This window comes from Bilifractor sp. HCP3S3_D3, assembly GCF_052063915.1.
GTDB lineage: Bacteria > Bacillota > Clostridia > Lachnospirales > Lachnospiraceae > Bilifractor.
Genome location: NZ_JBQHWP010000012.1, coordinates 97,303 through 120,501, shown reverse-complemented (window position 1 = coordinate 120,501; position 23,199 = coordinate 97,303). Strand labels below are relative to the sequence as shown.

At 43.6% G+C, this 23,199-nt stretch carries 27 protein-coding genes; 1 reads left to right on the top strand and 26 read right to left on the bottom strand.

The genetic code is table 11. The features are described from left to right. Positions 1–234: 234 nt before the first annotated feature. The 10 genes from ACTNDI_RS08975 to ACTNDI_RS08930 form a co-directional block, all read right to left on the bottom strand. A complete protein-coding gene (locus ACTNDI_RS08975) occupies positions 235–2,913 on the bottom strand; it encodes an ABC transporter permease (RefSeq protein WP_441100645.1) in 2,679 nt (892 codons plus the stop codon). Continuing rightward, a complete protein-coding gene (locus ACTNDI_RS08970) occupies positions 2,907–3,608 on the bottom strand; it encodes an ABC transporter ATP-binding protein (RefSeq protein ID WP_441100644.1) in 702 nt (233 codons plus the stop codon). Before ACTNDI_RS08970 ends, ACTNDI_RS08975 begins: the two co-directional genes overlap by 7 nt. 81 nt (positions 3,609–3,689) lie before the next feature. Beyond that, entirely contained in the window at positions 3,690–5,294 is a 1,605-nt protein-coding gene (locus ACTNDI_RS08965) for an EAL domain-containing protein (protein ID WP_441100643.1), read from the bottom strand. Between the two features lie 83 nt (positions 5,295–5,377). Next, positions 5,378–5,698 carry a type II toxin-antitoxin system RelE/ParE family toxin gene (locus ACTNDI_RS08960; protein WP_441100642.1) on the bottom strand — a complete coding sequence of 107 codons (321 nt, stop codon included), beginning with the start codon at positions 5,696–5,698 and terminating at the stop codon, positions 5,378–5,380. Next, complete coding sequence (locus ACTNDI_RS08955) at positions 5,698–5,976, bottom strand: type II toxin-antitoxin system Phd/YefM family antitoxin (RefSeq protein ID WP_441100641.1); 279 nt, start codon at positions 5,974–5,976, stop codon at positions 5,698–5,700. Before ACTNDI_RS08955 ends, ACTNDI_RS08960 begins: the two co-directional genes overlap by 1 nt. A gap of 245 nt (positions 5,977–6,221) precedes the next feature. Continuing rightward, a complete protein-coding gene (locus ACTNDI_RS08950; protein ID WP_441100640.1) occupies positions 6,222–6,656 on the bottom strand; it encodes a hypothetical protein in 435 nt (144 codons plus the stop codon). Between the two features lie 197 nt (positions 6,657–6,853). Next, positions 6,854–7,081: a hypothetical protein gene (locus tag ACTNDI_RS08945; RefSeq protein WP_441100639.1), complete on the bottom strand. Its 228-nt coding sequence runs from the start codon at positions 7,079–7,081 to the stop codon at positions 6,854–6,856. Between the two features lie 290 nt (positions 7,082–7,371). After that, positions 7,372–7,692, bottom strand: a complete 321-nt coding sequence (locus ACTNDI_RS08940) for a helix-turn-helix domain-containing protein (protein WP_441100638.1) — start codon at positions 7,690–7,692, stop codon at positions 7,372–7,374. A 223-nt stretch (positions 7,693–7,915) separates the two neighbouring features. Continuing rightward, positions 7,916–8,389, bottom strand: a complete 474-nt coding sequence (locus tag ACTNDI_RS08935) for a transposase (RefSeq protein ID WP_441100637.1) — start codon at positions 8,387–8,389, stop codon at positions 7,916–7,918. 464 nt (positions 8,390–8,853) lie between these two features. Then, positions 8,854–9,285 (bottom strand): Panacea domain-containing protein, encoded by a 432-nt coding sequence (locus tag ACTNDI_RS08930; RefSeq protein WP_441100636.1) that lies wholly within the window; start codon positions 9,283–9,285, stop codon positions 8,854–8,856. Between the two features lie 289 nt (positions 9,286–9,574). On the opposite strand from ACTNDI_RS08930, the gene ACTNDI_RS08925 reads away from it, so the two are divergent. Beyond that, positions 9,575–9,817: a type II toxin-antitoxin system Phd/YefM family antitoxin gene (locus ACTNDI_RS08925; RefSeq protein WP_194611575.1), complete on the top strand. Its 243-nt coding sequence runs from the start codon at positions 9,575–9,577 to the stop codon at positions 9,815–9,817. 29 nt (positions 9,818–9,846) lie between these two features. On the opposite strand, the gene istA is transcribed toward ACTNDI_RS08925, so the two are convergent. The 16 genes from istA to ACTNDI_RS08845 form a co-directional block, all read right to left on the bottom strand. Then, a complete protein-coding gene (istA, locus tag ACTNDI_RS08920; protein WP_441100635.1) occupies positions 9,847–10,677 on the bottom strand; it encodes an IS21 family transposase in 831 nt (276 codons plus the stop codon). Between the two features lie 380 nt (positions 10,678–11,057). Next, a complete protein-coding gene (locus ACTNDI_RS08915; protein ID WP_441100634.1) occupies positions 11,058–11,831 on the bottom strand; it encodes a hypothetical protein in 774 nt (257 codons plus the stop codon). Position 11,832: 1 nt separating this feature from the next. Beyond that, a complete protein-coding gene (gene gloA2 / locus ACTNDI_RS08910) occupies positions 11,833–12,216 on the bottom strand; it encodes an SMU1112c/YaeR family gloxylase I-like metalloprotein (RefSeq protein ID WP_227617353.1) in 384 nt (127 codons plus the stop codon). Between the two features lie 103 nt (positions 12,217–12,319). Next, the gene (locus tag ACTNDI_RS08905; RefSeq protein ID WP_441100633.1) at positions 12,320–12,652 is read right to left on the bottom strand and encodes a hypothetical protein; all 333 of its coding nucleotides are present in this window, start codon (positions 12,650–12,652) and stop codon (positions 12,320–12,322) included. A 45-nt stretch (positions 12,653–12,697) separates the two neighbouring features. After that, positions 12,698–13,003, bottom strand: a complete 306-nt coding sequence (locus ACTNDI_RS08900; RefSeq protein WP_441100632.1) for a hypothetical protein — start codon at positions 13,001–13,003, stop codon at positions 12,698–12,700. A gap of 127 nt (positions 13,004–13,130) precedes the next feature. After that, entirely contained in the window at positions 13,131–14,033 is a 903-nt protein-coding gene (locus ACTNDI_RS08895; RefSeq protein WP_441100631.1) for a sugar phosphate nucleotidyltransferase, read from the bottom strand. Positions 14,034–14,274: 241 nt separating this feature from the next. Then, positions 14,275–14,721: a VanZ family protein gene (locus tag ACTNDI_RS08890; RefSeq protein WP_441100630.1), complete on the bottom strand. Its 447-nt coding sequence runs from the start codon at positions 14,719–14,721 to the stop codon at positions 14,275–14,277. Positions 14,722–14,982: 261 nt separating this feature from the next. Then, positions 14,983–16,308 carry a Gfo/Idh/MocA family oxidoreductase gene (locus tag ACTNDI_RS08885; protein WP_441100629.1) on the bottom strand — a complete coding sequence of 442 codons (1,326 nt, stop codon included), beginning with the start codon at positions 16,306–16,308 and terminating at the stop codon, positions 14,983–14,985. A 14-nt stretch (positions 16,309–16,322) separates the two neighbouring features. Next, complete coding sequence (locus ACTNDI_RS08880) at positions 16,323–17,399, bottom strand: pyridoxal-phosphate-dependent aminotransferase family protein (RefSeq protein ID WP_441100628.1); 1,077 nt, start codon at positions 17,397–17,399, stop codon at positions 16,323–16,325. A gap of 16 nt (positions 17,400–17,415) precedes the next feature. Then, a complete protein-coding gene (locus ACTNDI_RS08875; RefSeq protein ID WP_441100627.1) occupies positions 17,416–18,615 on the bottom strand; it encodes a CDP-glycerol glycerophosphotransferase family protein in 1,200 nt (399 codons plus the stop codon). A 20-nt stretch (positions 18,616–18,635) separates the two neighbouring features. Continuing rightward, complete coding sequence (locus ACTNDI_RS08870; RefSeq protein WP_441100626.1) at positions 18,636–18,785, bottom strand: hypothetical protein; 150 nt, start codon at positions 18,783–18,785, stop codon at positions 18,636–18,638. Positions 18,786–18,799: 14 nt separating this feature from the next. Continuing rightward, positions 18,800–19,360 carry a hypothetical protein gene (locus ACTNDI_RS08865; RefSeq protein WP_441100625.1) on the bottom strand — a complete coding sequence of 187 codons (561 nt, stop codon included), beginning with the start codon at positions 19,358–19,360 and terminating at the stop codon, positions 18,800–18,802. Then, the gene (locus ACTNDI_RS08860; RefSeq protein ID WP_441100624.1) at positions 19,360–20,805 is read right to left on the bottom strand and encodes a lipopolysaccharide biosynthesis protein; all 1,446 of its coding nucleotides are present in this window, start codon (positions 20,803–20,805) and stop codon (positions 19,360–19,362) included. Before ACTNDI_RS08860 ends, ACTNDI_RS08865 begins: the two co-directional genes overlap by 1 nt. A gap of 153 nt (positions 20,806–20,958) precedes the next feature. After that, a complete protein-coding gene (locus ACTNDI_RS08855; RefSeq protein WP_441100623.1) occupies positions 20,959–21,309 on the bottom strand; it encodes an acyltransferase in 351 nt (116 codons plus the stop codon). Further along, positions 21,306–22,490: an O-antigen ligase family protein gene (locus ACTNDI_RS08850; RefSeq protein ID WP_441100622.1), complete on the bottom strand. Its 1,185-nt coding sequence runs from the start codon at positions 22,488–22,490 to the stop codon at positions 21,306–21,308. The genes ACTNDI_RS08855 and ACTNDI_RS08850 overlap by 4 nt, the downstream gene beginning before the upstream one ends. After that, a complete protein-coding gene (locus ACTNDI_RS08845) occupies positions 22,474–23,196 on the bottom strand; it encodes a glycosyltransferase family 32 protein (RefSeq protein WP_441100621.1) in 723 nt (240 codons plus the stop codon). The genes ACTNDI_RS08850 and ACTNDI_RS08845 overlap by 17 nt, the downstream gene beginning before the upstream one ends. Positions 23,197–23,199 lie beyond the last annotated feature (3 nt).

The following is a 23,199-nucleotide window of genomic DNA, read 5'->3' as shown; positions in this document are numbered from 1 at the left end:
TTCCTTCAGATTCCGTCTCGCGGCGGACACCCTTGCCTTCGGCTATATCCTTCCCACTACCGGGTGGATTCGGGACTTGAACCCGTTGGAAACGTGCGCCGCTAGGCGCACTGCAAGAAACAGGGGCAGGATATTTCCTGCCCCTGCTCAATTCATACGAATCAATACAAATGATTATCTACGCCGGATCCATTATCCGGCGGAAGACACGCCCTAAGAATTCCGAATCTTCCTTTATTCCACCGCCTTGAGCGACTCAGCCATATTGATACGGCGAATCTGCCGTCGCATCAGAACGTTCACGATCACCGCAAACAGCACCGTAATGATAAGTGCCAGCACACAGCTGAACGGCCGAACCGCAATCTGATACGTCATATTGTCGAGCAGAATCCGGCTCACCACTGCATGTGTACAGAGAATCCCCAGCGGAATTCCCAGAAGTCCCGCAATAAAAGAAAGCACCAGATTTTCCCTGAGCACATAGAAGCGCACCTCTCCGGGGGTGAACCCCAGCACCTCGACCGTTGCGATCTCACGGCTTCGCTCCTCAAGGTTGATGTTTGTCAGATTAAAGATCACGATGAAGGACAGCGCTCCGGCAAAGGCTATGAGCAGCCAGATAATATAATTCAGGCAGGCGACAGATCCATCCACTTTGGCCCGGCTCTCGGAGAGCCTTGTGATACCGGTCACACCGGTTATCATCCCCAGTTTCTCGCTCAGAGACTGCTCCTGTCCGGCAGAAAGATTCCTCGTGCAGATCAGCAGCGTGTTCGGACCTGTCTCCCCGAAGAGATCCTCACCTGTTTTTTGTGAAGTCAGAATGAAATTTCCAATGTAGTTGACAAAGGTGTGCCCCGCCCGCAGCGTCTGTCCGGAAGCCGTAAATTTCGTTCCCACCGACAGACCGAGCTTCTCGGAGAGCCGCCTGGAGACAAGCGCCGAACCATCATCCGGCACGACCAGCGTTCCGCCGTCCGACACATCTGACAGCTTCCAGAAACCGGACAGGTCCGCCCTGTCCGCGAAGGCGTAAAGACTGACCGAGCTCATGGAAGAGGTTTTCGACGAAACATCCAGAACCTTGCTGAAGACAGGCAGAACCTTTGTGACGTCCTTCTCTTCTTCTACCTCCTTTATAATGTCCGCCAGAGACCTCTGATCTGTATCGATCGCGCATTCAAGCTGATAGGTCTGAATTCCGTCATACTGCTGACTTCCGACATGAACCATCGAGTCACGGACTCCGAACGCAGTGACCACCAGAGCGCCCGAACAGCCGACACCCACCAGCATCATAATCATCCGGATCTTATACCGAAGCATATTCCGGAGCGTCGCCTTACGAAGAAACGACAGCCTCCTCCAGACCGGCGTGCAGTACTCAAGCAGAATCCGCTTTCCAGGTTTCGTCGACCTCGGACGGATCAGTGATGCCGGCGTCTCCCGCATCACCCGCACACAGGCCGCCATGGTGCCGATTCCGATCGACAGAACGGTTACCAGGAGTGTCACGACAGCCAGTCCGCCATCAAAAAGGTACCGGAGCCCGATAAAGTCGTAAAGCGTAGAATATGCCGCCCAGAAACCCCGGGGCAGGAAAAAGGTTCCCGGAAAAAAGCCTCCCGCCCAGCCCAGAACAGCGGCACTTAACGCATACCGCATGTACTTTCCGGCAATCGCGCCTTCCGAATACCCGAGAGCCTTGAGCGTTCCGATCTGTCCGCGTTCCTCCTCCACCATCCGCAGCATGGTCGTGATGCATACCAGAAGCGCGATTAATATGAAAAACAGCGGGAAGATATCCGCAATCGAATGGATAATCGAGGTGTCGCTCTCAAAGCTCACATACCCCGCGTTCTCGCCGCGGGTGAGCACATATACCTTCGGCGCCGCCACAGCATCTGCCGCAGCCGACGGCCCTTCCGACGCAGCCGACATTCCTTCCGATGCTGCGGCATTTGCTGCCGAGCCCTCGGACACTGCCGCTGACATTGCTGCCTGTGCCCCTTCTGACGTTGCGGCATTTGCTGCCGACGGCCCTTCCGACGTTGCGGCATTTGCTGCCGGGTCTTCGGACGCTGCCGCTGACATCGCAGCCTGTGCCGCGGCTTCCCGGATCTCAGAGAGAATGCTTTCGTACCGGTTCTCCGAAAGCTCCTTCGCCTCCTCCTTCACGCTGTTCTTATACTTTGCCGTCAGATCCTCATACGCATTCCCGAATATCGCATCCGGCTCCTTCTCTTCACCGTCCGGATTCAGAACGAGATCTGCCCCGGTATAAAAATCCGAGGTGAAATTATCCGGAGGCAGGTAGAGATAACCCGCGCGCTCACCCTTTCCATCGGGAGCGCTTCCTCTGTCGGAAGAAAGAAACAGCGGCGAGTTCACGAGCCCGACAATCGTATAGGTCTTGTGGCTGAGAAGATCCCCTGTCTCCGCGTCATTGTCCGAAGAAACCCTGATGGTCTTTCCGATATCGCTCTCCGAGAAGGCTCTATGATCCGCGAGGCATTCGGTATCCTTCCCGGGAAGGCGCCCCGCGTACAGACTCGGAACGTTGATTTTCTCCGGAAGTGACAGGACCTGATAATCTCTTGCCGTCCCCGCGAAATCGAAGATCACATCCGCCGTCTTCTCCCCTTCCGCGTCATAAATTCCGGTAACCTCCCCAAGCTTCCCGATGTCCTCTTCGGAAAAGCCAAGTGTGGAATAAACTCTGTAATCATACATGTTTGTCGCCGCAAGGTACCGCCCTGCCGCATCCCACATCTGCTCCTTTGTCACCTTAAGCCCGGAGAGAAAGCCCACGGACAGCAGCACAATCAGAAGAATCGCGAAATATCTCTTTTTCTGGGCGAGAATACTGCGGCGAGCCAGCTTCCCGGCCGTCTTCCCCTGTCTCACCATTCGAGTTCCTCCGCCTTCTTCGGGTGCTCATTCAAAGCATCTGCCACAATCCGCCCTGACTGAATTCTGAGAACCCGGTCCGCCATCTGGGCGATCGCGGAATTGTGCGTGATCATCAGCACAGTGGTCCCGTTCTCTCTGCCGAGATCATACAGCATCTTAAGTACCGCCTTGCCGGTCACAAAATCCAGCGCACCCGTCGGTTCATCGCAGAGAAGCATCCTCGGATTCTTCGCAAGCGCTCTGGCAATCGCGACCCGCTGCTGCTCCCCGCCGGAAAGCTGCGCAGGAAAGTTCCCTGCCCGCTTTGAAAGACCGACCATGTCAAGAGCTTTTTCTGCCGGAATCGGATGGTCGCAGAGCATCGCCGCAATCTCCACATTCTCAAGAGCGGTCAGACTGGGAATCAGATTGTAGAACTGGAAGACAAAACCCACCTCCCTGCGCCGGTAATCCACAAGTTTCCTTTCCTTCATGGCGGAAACCTCCTGATCGCCAAAGAGGATGGTACCGGAGCTTACCCGGTCCATGCCTCCCAGAAGATTCAGCAGCGTCGTCTTGCCGGCGCCGGAGGCACCCAGAAGGACACAGAACTCTCCTTCCTTTACCGAAAAAGAAACATCAGCGAGGGCATGAACCTGTCCCTCTCCCTTACCATAGGTCTTGTACACATGCTCAAATCGAATCAGTTCCATGGGCACCTCCATCTCAAAAGCCTCAGTCACTCTGATCCATTCGTCATTTACAAGTAGGCGGCAGTTTTGGAAACGTCTGAATCAGCAGTCCCAAAAGAATTTTCTGCCTTCTGTTGGCTCGGCATTCTTGATGCAGGAAAGAACCTTTTGTTCTTCCGAACCGGGAATCAGCAGAAGATTGAATTCTTTCCATTCAAAGCTTTCATTTTGATTATCGGCGGTATGCAGCACACGAAAGTAATCGCGGCATACTCCGTCCGGAGCCTTCCGTAACCGTTCAAGCATCGTGTCAGGATCAGCAAAAGCCCAGTAACGTTCCCGATCCTCCGGAAAAATCATATGATGGCAAAAGCTCTCAAGCCCCTTGCGAAGTGGATCATGATCCGTGCGGCCGCCTTCAATGCCGAAGTTGTTGAGCACAGTATCCGCAGTATCCTGTTCCGGGTTCAGCACATGGACATCATCAAACAACAGCATAATATCCGATACCGATTTGTAGAGTACTTCACCGATCTTCTGCGTCCGTTCCTCGGTAATATTGACGATAGACAGGAGAAATACGCATCGATTGTCCTGTTTAACGATCATTTTTCCATCCAGACGGACAAAAAAAGAATTGTCCGATACATACAGGGAAGCGCTTCCGTCACCCCGGAGCAAATGACCGTAGAACTCCAGCAGTCTGGCATGTAGCGAAGTATTCCTGACATTCAGGACAAATTCCGAATTTTCTCTGTGAACACGTCCGATACTGCGCAGCTGCTCCTTTTCATGTCTGTTGATATACAGATAATGAATATGATCATTTGTTATGTCGTACTCCATGACCGCCCGCGGCACGTCGCTGTCAATCACGCAGGCATCTGCCCGGTCATAGAAGTCCTTCCATTCGATCACTTCCGAAGGCATATTCATATGACGCAGAAATTCCGGCACCTCCTGCATATGCAGCGGCTTCGAGAAATAATACCCCTGCATCATGTCGCATCCGATCTCCTTCAGAAAATGTGCCTGTTCTTCTGTCTCAACCCCTTCCGCAAGCGTCCGTATGCCCAGATTCTTTGCCATGCTGACGGCACTTTTCATGATTTCCATGGAGGTATGTGTAAAGGACTTCAAAAAGCCCATATCCAGCTTAATCAGATCAAGCGTATAGTCATTCAGAAAAGTCAGGGAAGAATAGCCGCTCCCGAAATCATCCATCCAGATCGCAAATCCCTCGGCCCGAAGTTCTCTGACAACTGACGTCATCTTCTCCTTGTCCGTGACCAGCAGACTCTCGGTAAGCTCCAGCACGATTAGATCGCGGCGAATATTGTACGTATCGCAAACTTTTTTCGCATATGCAGCCATATCCACGTGATCAAAATCCTGTCGTGACAGATTAACCGAAATCGGTCCGACAGGAAGACCCGCATCGATCCGGTTCCGCTGCAGCTTCGCCACTTCCTTCAGGATAAAGCAGTCTAATTTATAGATCAGTCCCTTCTGTTCCAGGATCGGCACAAAGGTACCCGGCATTAAAAGGCCAAATACCGGATCTTCCCAACGGGCAAGCGCCTCGGCGCCCGCAAAACTATTCGTTATTGTACGGATAATTGGCTGAAAATAAGGTGTAACCCATCCCTTCGCCAATGCCTCCTCCACATGCGAGGCAATATACTGATCTATATCATGTGTGTCCATATGAAAATATTCCTTTACTGAATTTCATCAATATCTTTCATTCCGCAGCAGTCTGTTTTTGAAAAGTCTCATGCTTACGGACTTCACAGTCCAAGAATAACGTTCAAATAATCCTGTCTCTGATCGACGACCGCATACACAATTACTCTTCTTCTATTTTCGTCTATCTTATAGAATATAAGGTCCTTTTCCAGAATAAGAACCTTATATCCTTCGCGTTTCAACACCAGATATCGCGGATCAACTCCTGCAGAGGGATTGTCCCCCAGAGACAGAATGCTTTTCTCCATATCGTCCAGTTTTTTCAGCGCAACCTCCGCTCCAAAATTCTGTGCAACATAAAGTATGATGCGCCGGATTCCCTCATCTGCGGTATCTGTTCTTACAATCTCGTACTTTTCCATTAGCGCACCTGAAGCTGCTTCCTCAGATCATCGAATGTTTCCGTAATCGGTGCCACACGACCGTTCTTCACGTCGTCCTCACCTTGTGCCAGAAGCTCCAGCAATTCGATCCGGGCTCTCATATTCTGATATTCTTCATAGGAGATCGAAACGGTATCGCCCCTGCCATTTACTGTAATAATTACTGCCTCTCGGTTCTCCTTGCACTGCTTTGAGATCTCATTGTAATGATTTCGTAGATCAGCCGATGGTCTGATGGATTCCTTCAAAGTCATCATGTCAAACACCTCCCAACAAATCTATATGCAAATTATATCATTGATTACATATATCTTCAACGCCAGTTATCGCATCCGCACCACCGCACAAATACATCTCTTCAACTACAGCTGGGATTCCTCATCTCCGATCTTCCGGTCGTTTCCATTTACACGGATTGTTTACCGTTTACAACCCATCCGAAAAAGGCAAAAAAGAAGATCCCCACAGAAGGGATCTTCCTTAGAAAAGATGATTTAAATTTTTATGCAGGCTGTTTGGTTGCCAGTTCCTTTACTTCGTCAACGGTTAGTCCTGAATATTGAGCTATCTTCTCATAGCTTAAATCTCCGTCTTTGATCATCTCACGAGCCGAACGAACGGCGTTTTCTTTTGAACCTTCAGCTCTTGCTTCATTTCTCATATCTTCCATAGCCTTGCACATAGCCGTCACTCCTTTCTCGTCTTCTTTAAAATATCTGACCCGATCCGCCAACACATGATAATACATGTCCTTTGCTTCGGTACAAGCGAAATCATGCATCAGCTTTCCGAAAGAAGTTTCATCTTTAATCTGTGAGTTCACATAAACGATATGCTCTTCATCTTCAAACGGCTCTCCGGTTTCCGCAATCATGCGCTCAATGTGATAAATCGGAAGGCTCTTCCCCAGCACATCGTTTTCTGTGATGAAGATCACATAGCTTTCATTGAGCGCTTCATATTGTGCTCCCGTCAACTTCCTGAAAAAATAACCCTCAAAGCTGCATGCTCCCTCATTCCTCGTCTAAATCCGATTTTCCGGCAAGGAATTTTATGATCTCGTCGTAGGATCGTGGGCTTGCTTCGATTGCCTTCAGCAATTCCTTCATGAAGCATTCACAGACATATCTAATGTCAGGAACGAAGTTTTTCCAGTGCCTGGTCTATGGTAAGTCCTTGTGCCGTGATCTCTGCCATTACTTCGTCCACACGCTGTTCATTCAGTTCATCTTCGATCTGCTTTATCTGATCGTTTATTACCTGAAGTTTCTGTGTATACTTTACCTGATCTTCCTTTAACTTTTCCAGTTTGCTCTGCAATACCTCTGAGCGACTGCGACGTGTACGTTTTCCTTCTGCCATGTTATACCCTCCTCCACGCAAAAAATATTCTGTGACTTTTATTAAGAAATTACAGTAGGTATCTCATGAAATTCATATTAACATAAGGGAACAGCCTCTGCCAGACTTAATAAAGGCAATCCTTTACGAATTGACCTCTTCGCAATATTAAATGGTGACGTTTTCCGGATCTTCTTCGATAGAGATATTTCCATGTTCCTATAATGAATAGCAAAGGCCGTCGCGGTGCAGCAGATTGGAAGCAGGAGATACTTTTCTTCAAATAGGGCTTGCAAAAAACATTCTATTCTTTACGCTTTAACTTCAACAAAAGGATATTCCCTTGTCAGATTGTCATTCTCTTCCATCATGCTAAGGAGCCTGCTTGAGCTTCCAGATGGATGATTTCGTCCTGACTCCCATGCTTCCACTGTTTTATCAGAAACTCCCATGTACTCAGCAAACAACTGCTGAGACATTCCTGTCCTCTTTCGAATCTCCTTTACTTCATTTGCTGTGTACGTTTTTACTGGCGTCACAGAAACAATTCTTCTTTGAAGCTTTCTTTTCCCTTTGGCGTCATCAACAGCTTCCTGAAGGCCACGCATGATGCTGTCATAGATTTCATTCATCCCCATCACCTCCATGTAGTTCTCTTGCCTGTTCTTCTAGCATGGCAATCATCTATGTTGAATCTCTTTTCACTTGTATATAAAAAAGTATACCCTATCAGATAGGGTATTGTCAATCAGTACCGATACGTCGGATTGCTGTCCTCTGTGAACTTCCAGAGATTTTGCAACTAAAACTCATTGATCTTTTGCTCCAGTGCATCTCTGCTAATTGTTCTTGCCATTACTTTGTTCCCTCCTTTAGCGCACTGCTGATGCAGGCAGCCTTATATTTCACATGAGATGCATCAATTCCAAAGACGCTCAGGATTTCTTTCTGTGTCTTCGTCACCGCATGATCCATCCTGTATACGTTATCCAACTGCCTGCACATCTCGATTTTTTCAAGTGTGTGAACCGTCTTCCCGTACACGCCGAATTCCGCGATCTGATTACGCCAGTCGTTTTCAAAGGAGCCTTTCTGCTGACGGATCTGATCATGAATAAAGTTCTTGATGCCTTTCACCATGATAATAAATGCAAATCCGTTTTCATCCATAAACTTCTGGTTTTCTTTGCTGAAATAGCCCCGATCCAGAATAAAACCAATGTTGTTGTACCCGTACCCTTTTGTCTTCGCGGTCATGTACTGCAGCTGCGAAACGTCATTGATGCTTCCCGGATACTTCTCGTACATCAGTGGCTCACGGTTGTTCACATCGTAACCAATGGAATAATCGCTTTCAGCTGCTTTTCTCGATTCGATATTTTAGGGTTAGATGCCTGAGGGTTAAAAAGTTAGAAAAGTTTAGGAAAGTTAGGAAGCTTCAGGAATTCATCAGCAATTCTTGAAATGGCTTGCACTTAATCCCGGTCTGTGTTATATAAGTAATACGAATTGCGGTGGTCGTCTTCGGACAACACCTAGAGGGAGCCTGATGCGTCGGGCTCCTTTTTTGTTCACTTCTCCCTGAACATCGGCTTACCCAGAACCACCTGATACTCTTCCATCATCAGGTAGGCGTTGCCCTGCTCATCGAACTTTCGGGTAAACGGCAAACAATCCGTACCTTGAAAAATGGGGCTGTGAAAAAAGCATAGCCTGAAAATCGCTCAGGATCTCCACCCTGAGCGATTATTTTCCTTTGGGAACTTCTTTTCTGTTTCACTTCCTTTTTTCTCTTAGAGCCCGCCATAGTATACCGCCATGCTTTCCTTTGTAATCACATTGTTACATCCTGCACCAGACGGAACACCTTCTCTCGCTTTTATCCACGGATCTTCCATATGTGTCAATTGGCTAAGCCATTGAGCGTTGTGGCTGCCATAATGCTCTAGCACCTTATCTATGGTGTCTTTTTGATTGTCCGATAAATCGCCTTCTCCGCCAGTCTCATCACTCGCACTTGCCGAATACTTCCCTTGTGTTTTGAAAAACAATTCAGGACATACAGGACCATTAGCCCACGCCTGAAAGTCTTCCTCAAATAAAGGAGAATCATCCCAAACAAGTGACCATGCCTGAGAATAATAGCACAGTTTCTGAAGCTTCATCGTTGACATAGAGCCAGACTGCTCTAGAATATATTTTGCTGTATCAAAAACATTTGCCATTTTTTTGCTCTCCATTGATATAATATACCACAACTACAGGATCCTAAACAGTAGGCAAATTGTGAAATTTGTATGGTGGAGAAAGCCACTATCATGTGAACTTCCAGATATTTTGCAACTAAAACTCATCCTTTGCAATAATCTGCAAAATGTAGGTGCAACGACCTACAAAACCATTTTGCAACGACCTACATTTTCATTTTGCCTTTGGGGGTGCAAAAAACAAAATAATCCATTGAATTTATCCTAGAATTTATCTGTAATCAAAAATACCAAGGAGGTACTCATTATGATTATTGACACTGATAAAACTGTTTCGATGACAGAAGCTAATCAGAACTTCTCCAAGGTTGCCCGTATGGCAATGGAATATGGTGACGTCACGATTCTGAAAAACAACAAAGTTTTTCTAACTGTCCACTATGCTCCACAAGATGATTCTGTAAAAGCTGCATCTGATGCAGATGTGCTTGCTTCCTCAGCAAAGCTATTAAAACGAAACAAACACGTTTATGAGGAACTTGCGAAATAAATATGCTGACAAAGCAGCAGATTCTTCTGTTACATACACAATAGCTGCTCAGCCTGAAATCTGCCGTGAACATCGGACTTCAGGCTGAGATTGCCGATAACACTTTTTCGCCGATAATCTTTCGGATGGCGTATCCGCGCAGGAATGATTGCAGTTCCATAATGTTCTGCCAGTTCATGGTAGGAGCGGTTCACCTGCGGATCTTCCCAGCGTTTATTGTGGACTACTGCAGTCTTCGTATTATCAGGGACCAGGATCTTTGGTACACCGCCGAAGAACTGGAACATATGTACATGAGCGGTGTTCCATGCGGCTTGCTTTTCATCGAGAAAGGCTTCCGCGTAGGTGTACTGACTATAGGGCATGACCCCGACGAAAACGTAGGCATTGACAATTTCGCCGGTCGCAGGATCGGTGAAATGAGCCGGATCTCCGGCCCAGTCGACTTCCACACGTTCACCAGGCTTCCGGTTGATGTGCATTGTTGCACGCCGTTTCTCCTCGTCCTGCTGGATGTAATAGCAGAACTGGGAATACATCAGCGGCTCATCGCCAGCCAGCTGGCATTCGTTGACATACTCGGTCCAAAGCAGCTTCTTGGTTACGCCGTTTCGCATCAACTCCTTTCTGACGCGGTTATAATCCGGCAGCCTTTTGTGGCTGTCAGTTACTGGAGGATAAAGGATCTTCTTCAGGTCCGCATTGGTTACATTTGCGGACAGCGGCCAGGTAAGGCCATGATCCTCAGCCCTCTGTAATACTTCGGAAACAGTGTTCCGGGAACACGAAGCAGCAAGAGCTATATTTCTCTCGCTGTACCCCTGGCTTTTCAGCCGGAGGATTTCTCTGTAGTTCGTCACTTCTGTGACCTCCTTTGAATGAATCTCAACGCACTATTGCGTTTGTCATCATTGTAGGAGTCCCAAACAAAAGTGGCTCAGTTATCGCCGGAATGGTGGCTCTGTTAATAACGAAATGGTGGCTCAGTTGCACCGGACAGGGTGCTCAACGGGCTCCGGATTCTTCAAACTGTGTTTTTCTCTACTGGGTTGTTCTCCGTGTAATGCTCGTAGATCAGATCAAGCAGGTTCTCCACTGGCGGATAATACTCTGGTTCCGTTTTCTTCAAATACTCCTCCAGCATTTTCTTCAATTTTTCTATAATGCTACCATCCTTCCCAACTGAGATTCACATCCTCAGTTACGGCACATCTTACCGTAGACTTTTGCACATAGCAACCTATTTTTTGCGGTCTTTCGGATGCCCCATCTTCTCCTTCACTTCATCCGGCACATCGATCAATCCGAACCGATAGAACATTCCGTAGATGTAATTCACTCCCCGGATATCGCCCAGAGCTTTCGGGCGGTCTACCACTTCTCCTTTAATATTCTTCAGCGCCAGCAGCACTGAACTCCATGCTAGACTTTTACTCTTCTCCCGGCGGTCGATCCACAGCTCTTTTGTGTACTCACCGTTCCTGCCTTTTTTAATTTCGTAAGAGAATGACAATCCAGAGTAGGTTTTAAATCCTACCCCGGCATAGGACACAACCATGCCCCAAAAGTTTTCTTCTGTCGGATCAACCCTCCACCGCTTCATTGCTCTGTATCTCCGCTGCCGCTCTGCTCCGACACTGATCTTCCCTTTTTCTGCTGTGCTTGGGAAGTACACACCTTTCCGATATGGCAGGTACGAGGTGACGGAGGCTTTGGAAAGTTTCAGAGTGTTTGCAGTTGAGAGTATGGAGGTTTTGTAGTCTTGTGTTTCACGGTATTCTTGAAAGGTAGCTTGCACCTTCTCCGCCACTTCAGATTCGTACACATCGGCCGTGATGAGCAGCTTTCTTACTTTGATTGGATTTAATCCCAGTTCTTCGCCGATGGCCTGCAAGGACATCTCAGAATCATAAAGTGCCACAGCACTTTCCATCTGCTCTTTCAGATTTTTCCCGGCATCGTACTCTGGCTTCAACTTCTTCCGGCCACCCCCTGGTTTTCTTGTTTTCTTCATTTTACTCATGCAGCTCCAACGGCAGTCCGTCCGGGTCATGGAAGAAGGTCATCTTCTTGCCGGTGTAATCATCCACACGAATTGGCTCACATTCAATTCCTACCTCTGCCAACTCATTCACTGTCTGCTCCACGCTCTCCACACAAAATGCAAGGTGACGCAGCCCACAGGCCTCCGGGTGGTTCACACGCTTCGGCGGGTTTTCTTCTGCAAAAATCTCCAGCTCTGTGTGTTCGTTAACACGCAGATCCAGCTTCCAGTCTTTACGCTCTGGGCGATAGTTTTCTCTGATGACAGAGAATCCCAGCTTGTTCACATAGAAATCCTTAGCTGCTTCATAGTCAGATACAATGATTGCAATATGATGTATTTTTGATAAATTCATTTTATGTCACACTCCATTTCTTTTATTTCCGTTATAAACTATATAGCGACCTTCAAAAAAAACGTGTGAACTTCTGGAGTTCAGTTTGTCCACACGGCCGATCTTATTTCAGTTTTTCGAGGATTTCGTCCGCACTCATGCCGCTGGCCAGCAGCTTCTTCAGCACAGCCTCTGCTTCGGTCTTCTTAGCTTCTTCAGCGGCCTTAGCATCTGCCTTTGCCTTCTTCGCTTCCAGAGATGCCACTTCTTTTTCGGCCTTCTTCAGAGCAGTCTTCTTCTCCTTCAAATCAGCCTTCAAAGTGTCAATGTTGGCGGTGATGGATGCGATTTCAGTATTCAGAGACGCAATAGTCTCTTGCTTTTCTGCGATCTGGGATGCGTAGTCTTTGGTGATATTGGTTTTGGGACGGTTTTTGCTGCCTTTCGTTCTGGGCATATTAATTCAGCCTTTCTTTTACATACACTCATTTACCATTGATCTTTAAATGTACTGCTTGACAATAGAACTGAGCTCATCAATATAATTTCTTACCTCATCGGCTGCATTATTCTCGTCCGGATATTCAAAAATAGTCTCATATTTATTGAGAAACTCATCAAACTGGTATGGACCGCGCTCACGATGATTAGCATGAATATAAGAAACAACCAAAACTGCTGCCTGAATTGGATGATCTTCAAAATAATCTGCATCAGCCATACCAGAGATGCCACCTCGATCACAGCCATAAAGCCTTCTAACCTGATGTTCCAACTCAATTGCGTCATTGTGATTAATTCTATACATTTTATTGTCCCCCAATCTAATTTTCTTTTCTCACATCTTCGCCGACCATAAGATCGTTGCCTGCTGCTCACCACGGAGAGGTGTGCAAAGTTTCAAGCAGCGTAGGGAGCTACCACTCCCCTTTATATCACAAGTCTGCAAATAAATCAGTCATGTATACGCCATCCGCTAACATTTTCTCGAAGCTATCCCTTACTGCTGCGACATCTTCATGATAGGTCATTCCGTACCAGGTGTCGTTGGTCTTCAGGACCTTTACGGACATCTTTCCCTGCTCCAGCAGTTCACCGATGAAGATAGGAATCAGATATTCTGCTTTCTGCGGATTACCCGGTACTTCTTTCTCGAAGAACTCCTTGAAGCCCTCCTCCAGCACATCCAGAAAATCAGGAGTCAAGCCCCACATATTCATGGATACCAGAGAATTCACATCAACAACAACACCGTCTGCCTCTGCTCCATCTGCAGTCTTTACGATGTTCTTGGTTTCCACAACCTCAGTCAAGTTTCCATTCTCATCCATCTTGCAGATACCACGAGTCACACCACCGTTATCAGACAGCGTGTTCTTCAGAACGAAACCAGCCATGCAGGACTTGTCGCCATTCACCAGATACTCATGGACGGCCTTGAAGCCTTCCTTGCCATAGTAATCGTCTGCGTTAATGACGATGAACGGAGTTTTAATTACGTCCTTCGCTGCAAGAACAGCCTGACCGGTTCCCCACGGCTTTGTACGGCCTTCCGGAAGTTCTCCCGGAATATCGTTGATATCCTGGAAAGCGTAATCTACTGTTACGTTATGAGAAGAGCAAATGGAGGCAATTCGATCCCCAATAATCTCTTTAAACTCTTTCTCGATATCTTTGCGGATGATAAACACTACATGGTTAAAACCTGCCTCAATCGCATCATGGATTGAGTAGTCCATAATGATATGTCTAGCATCATCCACTGGCTCCAACTGCTTAATTCCCGTTCCGAAGCGGCTACCGATACCGGCTGCCATGATAAGTAATGTTGTTTTCATTTTCTCTCCTATGCTCGTGTGTTGGTTTATAATTAAAACTGACCCATGTTTAACGTTTAAAACTGACCCACCCCTGGAGATGGAAAGTACCTGGCCAGTGCAACAGCATGAAACCGCTCTATTTTTATTCTATCGTGCTGCCATAGCCTCCCCCATCCACCTGTTACTAGGATAGCAGCTACAGCGTTACTTATTCAGGATGCGGAGGAAGTACGGGTATTGAGAAGCAGAGTGAATCACATCACCTCTGTTTGAACTTATGCCACTCATGGCTCGCTACATACACGAATAAGATTCCGATCAGATATCCCATCACATCGAACGGAATGTCTGTAATGTCGAATTCGCGTCCTGGTACAACGATCTTACTGAGCTGGTCACATATCGACACAACAGCGCAGAATACTACAGCCAAAAGATATGGATGTTTCTTGCCCCACACAAGGAAGAAAAAACTTGACGCTACTCCCATCACCAGGTATTCTACTGAATGGGCAAACTTTCGGACGAGAATGTAGAAGGAATACCAATCTGCCGTGGTGTGATTCAATTTATTATTCACCTTCGCAATAACGTTGACAAAATGCATAGCAAGCGCAGCTGACGCCGAGCCTGGTTGTAGCGTAAATGCAATGATGAGGAGGATGGATAGGATTACAAGTAGGATGGAAATATACTTTTTAAACAATAAATCAAGTTCACCTCTATCATTAGTTATTGTGGAATAGAGCCGGTGCGGGAGTAATTGTGAGGGGAGATATCTACGGTATCAGTATTCCGGACAGGATGAAGAGGAATGTTGGCAATCTGGTAGCGGAGTCGCGGTGGTGCGCCCGGATTGGCGGCTTTTTAAGTGCGGAATATTCATCAAGTCACCTTTAAACGGTTTATTTTTAAACTTTCTTTCAACAAATGTTGCTGTTATATCGTTCCTTCAAATGTTCTTATATTAGCAATACTGATTTGTGAACCTCTCCATCACATCCACGATAGCTCCGGTAACATTTCGGTTAATATAGAATTCTGCATCACCTTTCTGTATTGCATGAGCGAATTCTACCAATTCATACCGGATGCCATCGCCTTCCAACTGATAGAACTGCCGTTTGTTGTCTTCTGGATGTTCGTAACGCACTTCAAAGTAATCCGTCTTCCACCACGGAGCTGGTACATAAATATACCCTTTTGTTCCTGATACAATTAGCTCCCCTTCTGACTTCACTCCAGTACCAACCTTAATGGTTGCTGTGGCGTCCGGATAACTGACATTTACTTTTGTGAAAGCGTCTGTACCTGGATATTTATTATCTTCAATGGAAAAGAAATCCACCTCAGTATATCCTGTACCGAGGATCTGGAACACAGGAAGAAGCGCCGTCGGACCCCAATCTTCAAGGCTTCCCCATTTCTTACTATTCTCTCCAAAATTTCCATAAGTACTAAGGCTGGTACAAGTTGCATCTACAGACACTACTTTTCCAATCTTTCCACCTTTTACAATAAGAAGTAATCTAGAGTAAGCCAGCATATAAGCTGTTCGAATCGCTTCCATAAGAATCAGATTATTTTTACCAGCGAGCTGAAGCAACTCATCATATTGTTTCTTTTGGAGTACGACTGGGCTCTCGCACAGAACATGTTTACCTGCCTCAAGAGCCTTATGAATCTCATCATAATGCAGAGTTGGGTGCGAATGAATATATACCGCATCCACATTATCCAACATTGCGCTATAATTATCAGTACACTGTAGAGTTTCTTTTCTGATATCTTTCAACTTGGTAAAATCCGATGAGCAAATAGAAGTTACATCGACTGCATTGACGAACTTGGATTCTCTGTAAACCTTATTTAAAAAGGACGAATAGCCCACCATCCCGATTTTTACTGAGCTCTTTTCCGCACGTAGTTCAGAGCTGGATACGCCCTGTGTTCGAGGGAGATATACTACTTTACAGTATTCATTCAAATAGTCAAAATAACCTTCCCAGTCAGACCCCACCGTGAAGATATCCACACCATAGCGTTTGATGTCGTCAATCTTCTGACCTTCATACTCCTCAATGATAATTTTATCTGCAATTCCGGTTTCTTTAACTGCTGCAACACGTTCTTCCAGTGTCTGTTGGACATTGATCTTACCGCGCTGTCTATCAAAATCATCTGCTGTAACCCCGACAATCAGATAATCTCCCAATGCTTTGGCTCTTTCAAGCAGCCTGATATGACCATAATGCAGCAGGTCATAAGTGCCATATGTAATTACTTTGATCATATCAGTCCTCCTTCTTATCCTAAAAGTCCCTTGCTTTGCATATCCTTAAACGCTTCTACCAGGGTTGTATTGTCATCATGATTCAGATATCCTATATGGCCGACTCTGAATATAGTATCTTTCATATCACCACCGTTCGGACAGATCCAAATACCATATTCATCCTTCAACTTCAGAAAAATATCATAGGCATTTGCATGAAGCGGATGAAGTGGCGTTACTCCATTCGCAGGCGATTCTGAAACCATTTCAAACGGCAGATCTTTAATCTTCTCACGAAAATCAGCTGCCTGTGCTGCAACTCGAGCAACTTCTACATCCTCTCCGCCAGCGGTCTCGATCTCTTTCATTCTTGTGTTGATCTGAAGAAGGATTCCAACTGCGGGTGTGAACGGTGTCTGCCCACGCTCCATATTTTTCAGAGCATCCGCTAAATTAAAGTACATTGATCTAACATGTGCGTTCTTGACTCTCTCCACTGCATCAGGTGCCATTACAACAATAGAAATTCCAGGAGGACATGCAAGAACCTTCTGTGATCCTGTCAGCATAACATCAGCACCACATACTGCCATATTGAATGGATCTGCAAGGAATGAAGATACGCAGTCACAGACATAGAATAGATGATTCTTCTTACAAAACTCACCGATCATCTGTGTATCGTACAAAACACCGGTCGAAGTTTCATCTACATTTACCAGAAGCCCAGTAAATGGCTTGCCATCATACTGATACAGCATCTCTTTTGTAAGTTTCTGCCCATGCTGGAGTCTAATTTCTGTGTGTGGAATATCATGGATTTTGCACATCTGGGCGAATCGAGTGCCAAAGCTTCCACCATTAACTACCAGAACGTTGTCATTCTCCGTAAAGCAGTTCATAATAACTGCTTCCATTGCACCTGTTGAAGAATTTGTCAGAAAAACTGCCCTAGAACCCTCCGAGGCCTTAGCAAACTTAAGCATCAGTTTTTCATTTTCGAACATAGTTTCTGAAAATTCAGATGTTCTAAAATATGGAACCTGTTCTGCACCAACTGCTCGAACAGCTTCTGATGACATAACCGGACCAACTGTAAAATTTAACATAATGTTTCCTCTCATCTCATAATTTCAATAATTCAGCCAATCTCTGACAACTATTACCATCATGAAATTTGTATGACTTGTTAAAAACTTCGTGCCGCTTTTTTTTGTACGGATCTTTATTATTTAAAACATCGTTAATAAAGCTTACAAAATCATTCTTATCGTTAATGATCTGCCCTCCAATTAACTCATCAGGATTATCAACAATGAATCCCAATTTATATTCGTTCGCATCATCCATCGTAAAACCAACTGGTCTATCTAAATGCATGTAGTCATAAGCAGCAGATGAATAATCGCTAACTAATGCATCAGCATCTTTCATCAACCTATCATTATCAACGCCTAGCTTTTTTACCGAATGACCATTCAACACCTTGATATTAGAATAGTCATGTAATTTTATAGAACTGAGATCTTGCATTGGATGAATTTTTATAACTAGTAGAGCATTATTAGTTTTTAGATAACCATTTAAGTCTTGTACTTCATCCATTGTTTTAAATATAGGAATTCCAAGCGGTTCGATAGCGGTAGAGTCTTCTCTTCCAAATGCAACCCCCTTTCTGAATGTAGGCATCCATAAAATTACTTTTCTGAATTTATCGGAAGTGATTTTATGCAAATCTCCTCTTTCAGATGTATACAAACAATCATGCTGAGGATAGCCTAGAATTTCGGCTTTAATTTTACTATTTTCTATTTCATACTGATCATTTAGAATAGGCAATAAGTATTCAGAAGGCATTAATATATATGTTAGATTTCCCGGCAAATCGCATTTGCCTTTGAAAGCTTTAAGTCCAAGAGGGCCATGCGTCATGTATACCGAAATCTGTCCCTCTCTAACCGAGCCAATCGCATCCTGGCATGTGAGGATGTATTTCGCTGTACAGATCGTCATTTGCTTTCTCAGACTTGGCTTATACAAGTAGTATGCAGATACATTCTTTGGAAGATGATCTGGCTTCTTGTTCTTCAGCAACCAGACAATTTTATATTTATCGTTATAATGATTTTTAATAAGATAGTCATAAAAAGCACCACCATTTGAATCAAAATCATTGTGACTCTCGATGACAATAGTATCCTTTAAAGGAGTATTAGCGGTTATTTTTATAGCAATCTTGCGTAGAACCTGATTTATTTTATAACGATAAACAATATCCCATGTACCTTTGATGCCATGGTTTTTAATATAATTAATTGGATTCATATTTATTTCCTATGCGTAAATTAATTTTCGTCTGCTTCTTTGTCCTTTCCAGAATCGTCTTCATGTGAAAACGTTTTAAATGCAGTCATCGGTTTTTGGGGGATTTTAACGTCTTCCATGGGACGTTTGCCTTTCTTATCTTTTGTTTCACTCTTATTATCTTTACTCATTGAATACCTCCAATTCAAAATACACTGACTCCTATTAATGTCCATCCAATAATAAACACAATAGATAAGTAAAAGAAATATCTTGAAATCATTACTAGTATTACTCTCCTATCATTAGCCACTGTTACATCTTTATCGATATCAATCATCATTGTTACCCATTGTTTATCCTGTTGCGCTTTTGATCCCAAAAGTTCACAATTATCATTAATATACTTCTCGATATCTTCTACATTCAACATAACATGTCGTTTGACTCTAAACTGAGCGAATGAGGCCATGAGCAAGCTGACAAGCAATGCCAAGAGAACGCTTCCAAAGGCGACAAATAAGAATCTTCTACTAATTTGTGGTTTTATATTTACAAATATATCAGCGGCTGCCATAATCGCTGCAGACATAAACGCAAATGCAGTTTGCATTGAATTAGATTGCTGTATCAATGATTCTTCTCGGCGGATCTCCTCGTGATACTTTTCGTTCGATAGCTCTTTTGCGTATTTGTATAATAGTTCTGCTGTAGAAGGCTGTTCTGTGCTTTTGAATTCTGAGTTGATTTTCTTTTTCTTCTTCATTAATTTTTTGCCTTAAATTGACTTAGCATCTTCTTCAGTTCATCTCTCTTGATATATTCGATCACACAAATCACCGTAATAATTCCGTATCTGAGCCATATCTCTTTATATGTCAATGTCATAATAAACATCACAGCAAGAACCAGAATCGCACTAAGCATAATTGCCCTCATATCGTACAGATTCTCATCTGCATGTGCTTCTTCTCGTAGTACGCTTCGATAAAAACGATAGTGTAGAAATGCTAGAAGTATATAGCTGACAAGTGTTGTATATCCGGCTGCGTAATACCCAAAGGCTTTGATGAACACATAATTGAGGACAACATTAAGTGCTGCTGAAATAAATGTTGCAATTGCGATTCTAACAGTCTTCTGATAGTAATATTCAATCGTGCTAAACATTCCATACAAAAATATAAAATATACGGAGGCAGCCACTGGTGGGACCACATAAATCGCCTGCGTATACTTCTTTCCTGCAAAAATCATTATCAGCTCAGGTGCAAAGGCCATAGTAACAATGCACATTAGAGCCATAATAAAAAATGCTGGTGCAGTCGTTTTTTTTATTTCTTTACTTTTCCCAGCATTTATTGACTGATAAATATATGGTGTCAAAGCATTATTAATTGCAGTAACCACCAGATTCATCATCGTAGCAATTGTATAGGCTACGCTATAATATGCCGCTTGTGCGTTCCCAATCATCCTGCTGATCATCAGGCGGTCGGACTGATTTAATGCATAGTTTGAAAGGTAGTGTGGAATCAACGGCAAGTTGAACAGGAAATTGTACTTCCAGAATTTCTTGTTAAAAAGTGTACGTCCTTTGGCAATTAGCAGGATAAATATCGGAACAGCTACCGTTGCTTTTGCAAAAATATCCGCATCTACCCTTGCCACAACGCGATGTGAGTTCGTCAGTACAGCAATCACGCCAAAAATGATACTAGACATGCTCATCCAAACAGAAGCAAATACGACTGTTTTATATTTGTATGCAAATCTAGACTTTGATGACCATAATTCGTATGCTGGCATAATTAATAGTTCAATGAACATAGCGGCCATCATATGTGGAGTGAGTTCAAATATATTTGTCCAAAACGATATATTGATGAGATAAACGATACTCCAACAACAAGTAATAAAAGTCGTCATTGATAAGGAAGATGATGTATAGGAATCCACCTCGTCCTTATATTTCAAGAGACCTTTTGTATATCCCCCTAGAAAAATATTCAAAGATGTAAATATAAGAATTATTCCGTACCATGATTGAAAAATAGAGTAAGTACCATACTCTGTCTCAGTCATAACTCTGGTAAAGATAGGAGTCGATAATAACGCCACTCCTTTTACTAGAATATTTGCTATCGTATACCACAGTGTCGCTTTTGTCACAGTTGTTAAATTCTTATATTTAGTAAGAATTTTCCTCATACTAATGGAATCTTCCTTCTAATTTCAGTTTTTTATAATGTTCAATGTCACGGTATTTGAACGGAACTGCAGGATGTCCCCCGGCAATAGCATAGGCAGGAACATCTTTGCACACTACGGATCCCGCCTGAATAATTGCTCCTTCCCCTATATTCACCCCCCCAGAATAATTACATTATTTCCTAGCCAAACACAATCACCAATAATGACATCTTTATCAATATACTGATTATCATAAGGGATCTGTTCACCTTCGTATTTGTGAAATGATGTGATTATCTGACAGCCCGGTCCAGAATGAAAATAGTTACCAATTTTTATATGCCCTTTTCCAGACATAGCCATGCCATTAAAATTAACATGATCTCCAAGTTCCGTATTTGAAGTCACATAAGAATTGCCGCCCACATATAATCCAGTACCAACACTTTTGGCTACTTCTATAATTCTCTTTTTGCAGTGCGATTTAACAAAATTCTGGCACCAAGTCCTAATAATATTCATGTCGTTGATTCTCCTTCAAGTTCTCTCATATAAGGAATAAGAGATAAAAACATAAAGAAATAATAATATTCGGTTATACTTTCAAATTGTCCAACAAATAAGAATGTTATAAAAAGTACGTATATCACATATTTAATATTATGATCTTTTATATTTTTTTGGGTATGATGTAAATATGTAAATAATACAATTATAAACATTGTCATTAATACAATTCCTCCATCCAGCAATAACTGAAGAATTGTATTATGTGCATAGTTAAATCCTAATCCATTGTTTGTCCACTGTACCCAGAATGGCCTAATCTCTGCTCCATAAGCACCATATCCAAAAAGTGGTTTTTCTTTGAATAACTCTATTCCCTGATTCCAGATAAATGTTCGTCCATTTGAATAAAGAACTAAAGCATTATGGAACCTTGAAAAAATTGAAATATTATCAACGTTGATCCACATAAATGTTAATGCAATTAATATCACAGTAATCAACTTTATGTGTCTAACAGTAAATTCTTTAATCTGTACAACTTTCCCAATCAGAAGTAATACCGTTATCAATGCAATAGAAGCATAAGATGCTGTCGTTTTCGAATATATCATCGTAATAAATGACAATACGATGAGTAACGTGGCTTTGGCCTTATGCATTCCATGTTTATATTCTGCATAGGAAATCAATACTCCTAGTATTCCTATTTCGGCAGCAACCTGAACATGTCCTATGAATGTAATATGATTATTAACTAAAAAATAAGAAGGAAAAAACCATTGATTAAAAATCAGAATGTTAAGCAGAAATTCTATTATTAAAATATTACAAGTTGCATCAATAATATTAAAAAGATTTCGCCTACCGCCCTCAGCTAACAACAAACAAACAGCTGGTGCTACAAATATTTTTTGAAGACCCTCAGTTATTGTTCCTTGTTCTGATATAGTTATCACCAATAAAACGATATGATAAAGCAATATCAACATTAACGGAACGTTTAACTCTATAGTCCAGTGGAAACATGCGCCAATAACAAGTTCGCGCGCAAGGATTATAAATGTAGCAATGCCAAGGATCAAAACACTGAAAGCTTTATAGCTAGAAAAATATTCGGCAAAGCCCTTCGGAAATAAAAATGGTATCAGAGCCAGATACCATATAAAATTGGATGTATTAATCTTTATCTTCATTTTTGCTTAATAATTTTTTCAGCTTATAAATCCGTTCCTGTCCAACAGCATCAAATATCTTTCTCTTCAGCCTGTTAGGTGTCGATGTCCAACTGGCTGAATAATGATGAATCGAAATTGTGTCTTCACATAAAAGATTTTTGCTATCCCCCGGTGATAAAGGATCCATATACCTAGGAGGTAAAATTGTCATACCATTGACTTTAATCATCTCATTGCACAGTTTATAACCGAATGATTTTACAACTGAATCATTGATATACGGACAAGCTAGTTGATCTTTCTTCTCTTGATCAAATTCCATAGATTCATAAACTTCCATCATCTTCCTTACAACAGGATTCCCAGCTTCAGCTCCATAGCCCAACCCTGAGCTGCAAAGATTCTCGACCTGACTGACACACGCAAAGAATGAATTATCTAGAAGGAAGTCTAGATTCTTCAGAAGTTCTACATCAGTGTCTAAATAAATGCCACCATTATCATAGACTATCTTTAATCTCGCATAATCAGATACAAAAGCCCACGCTCTGTTGTCATAGGCCTGCCTAACAAATTTGCAACAATCTATATCGAAATTTGATTCATTCCATTCCTTAATCTCGTAGTCAGGGCAATACTTTTTCCATGTTTCAATATATCTCTTTGTATCGCTCGGAAGTTTATTATGTCCGAACCAGCAATAATGAATGACCTTGGGAATCATCAA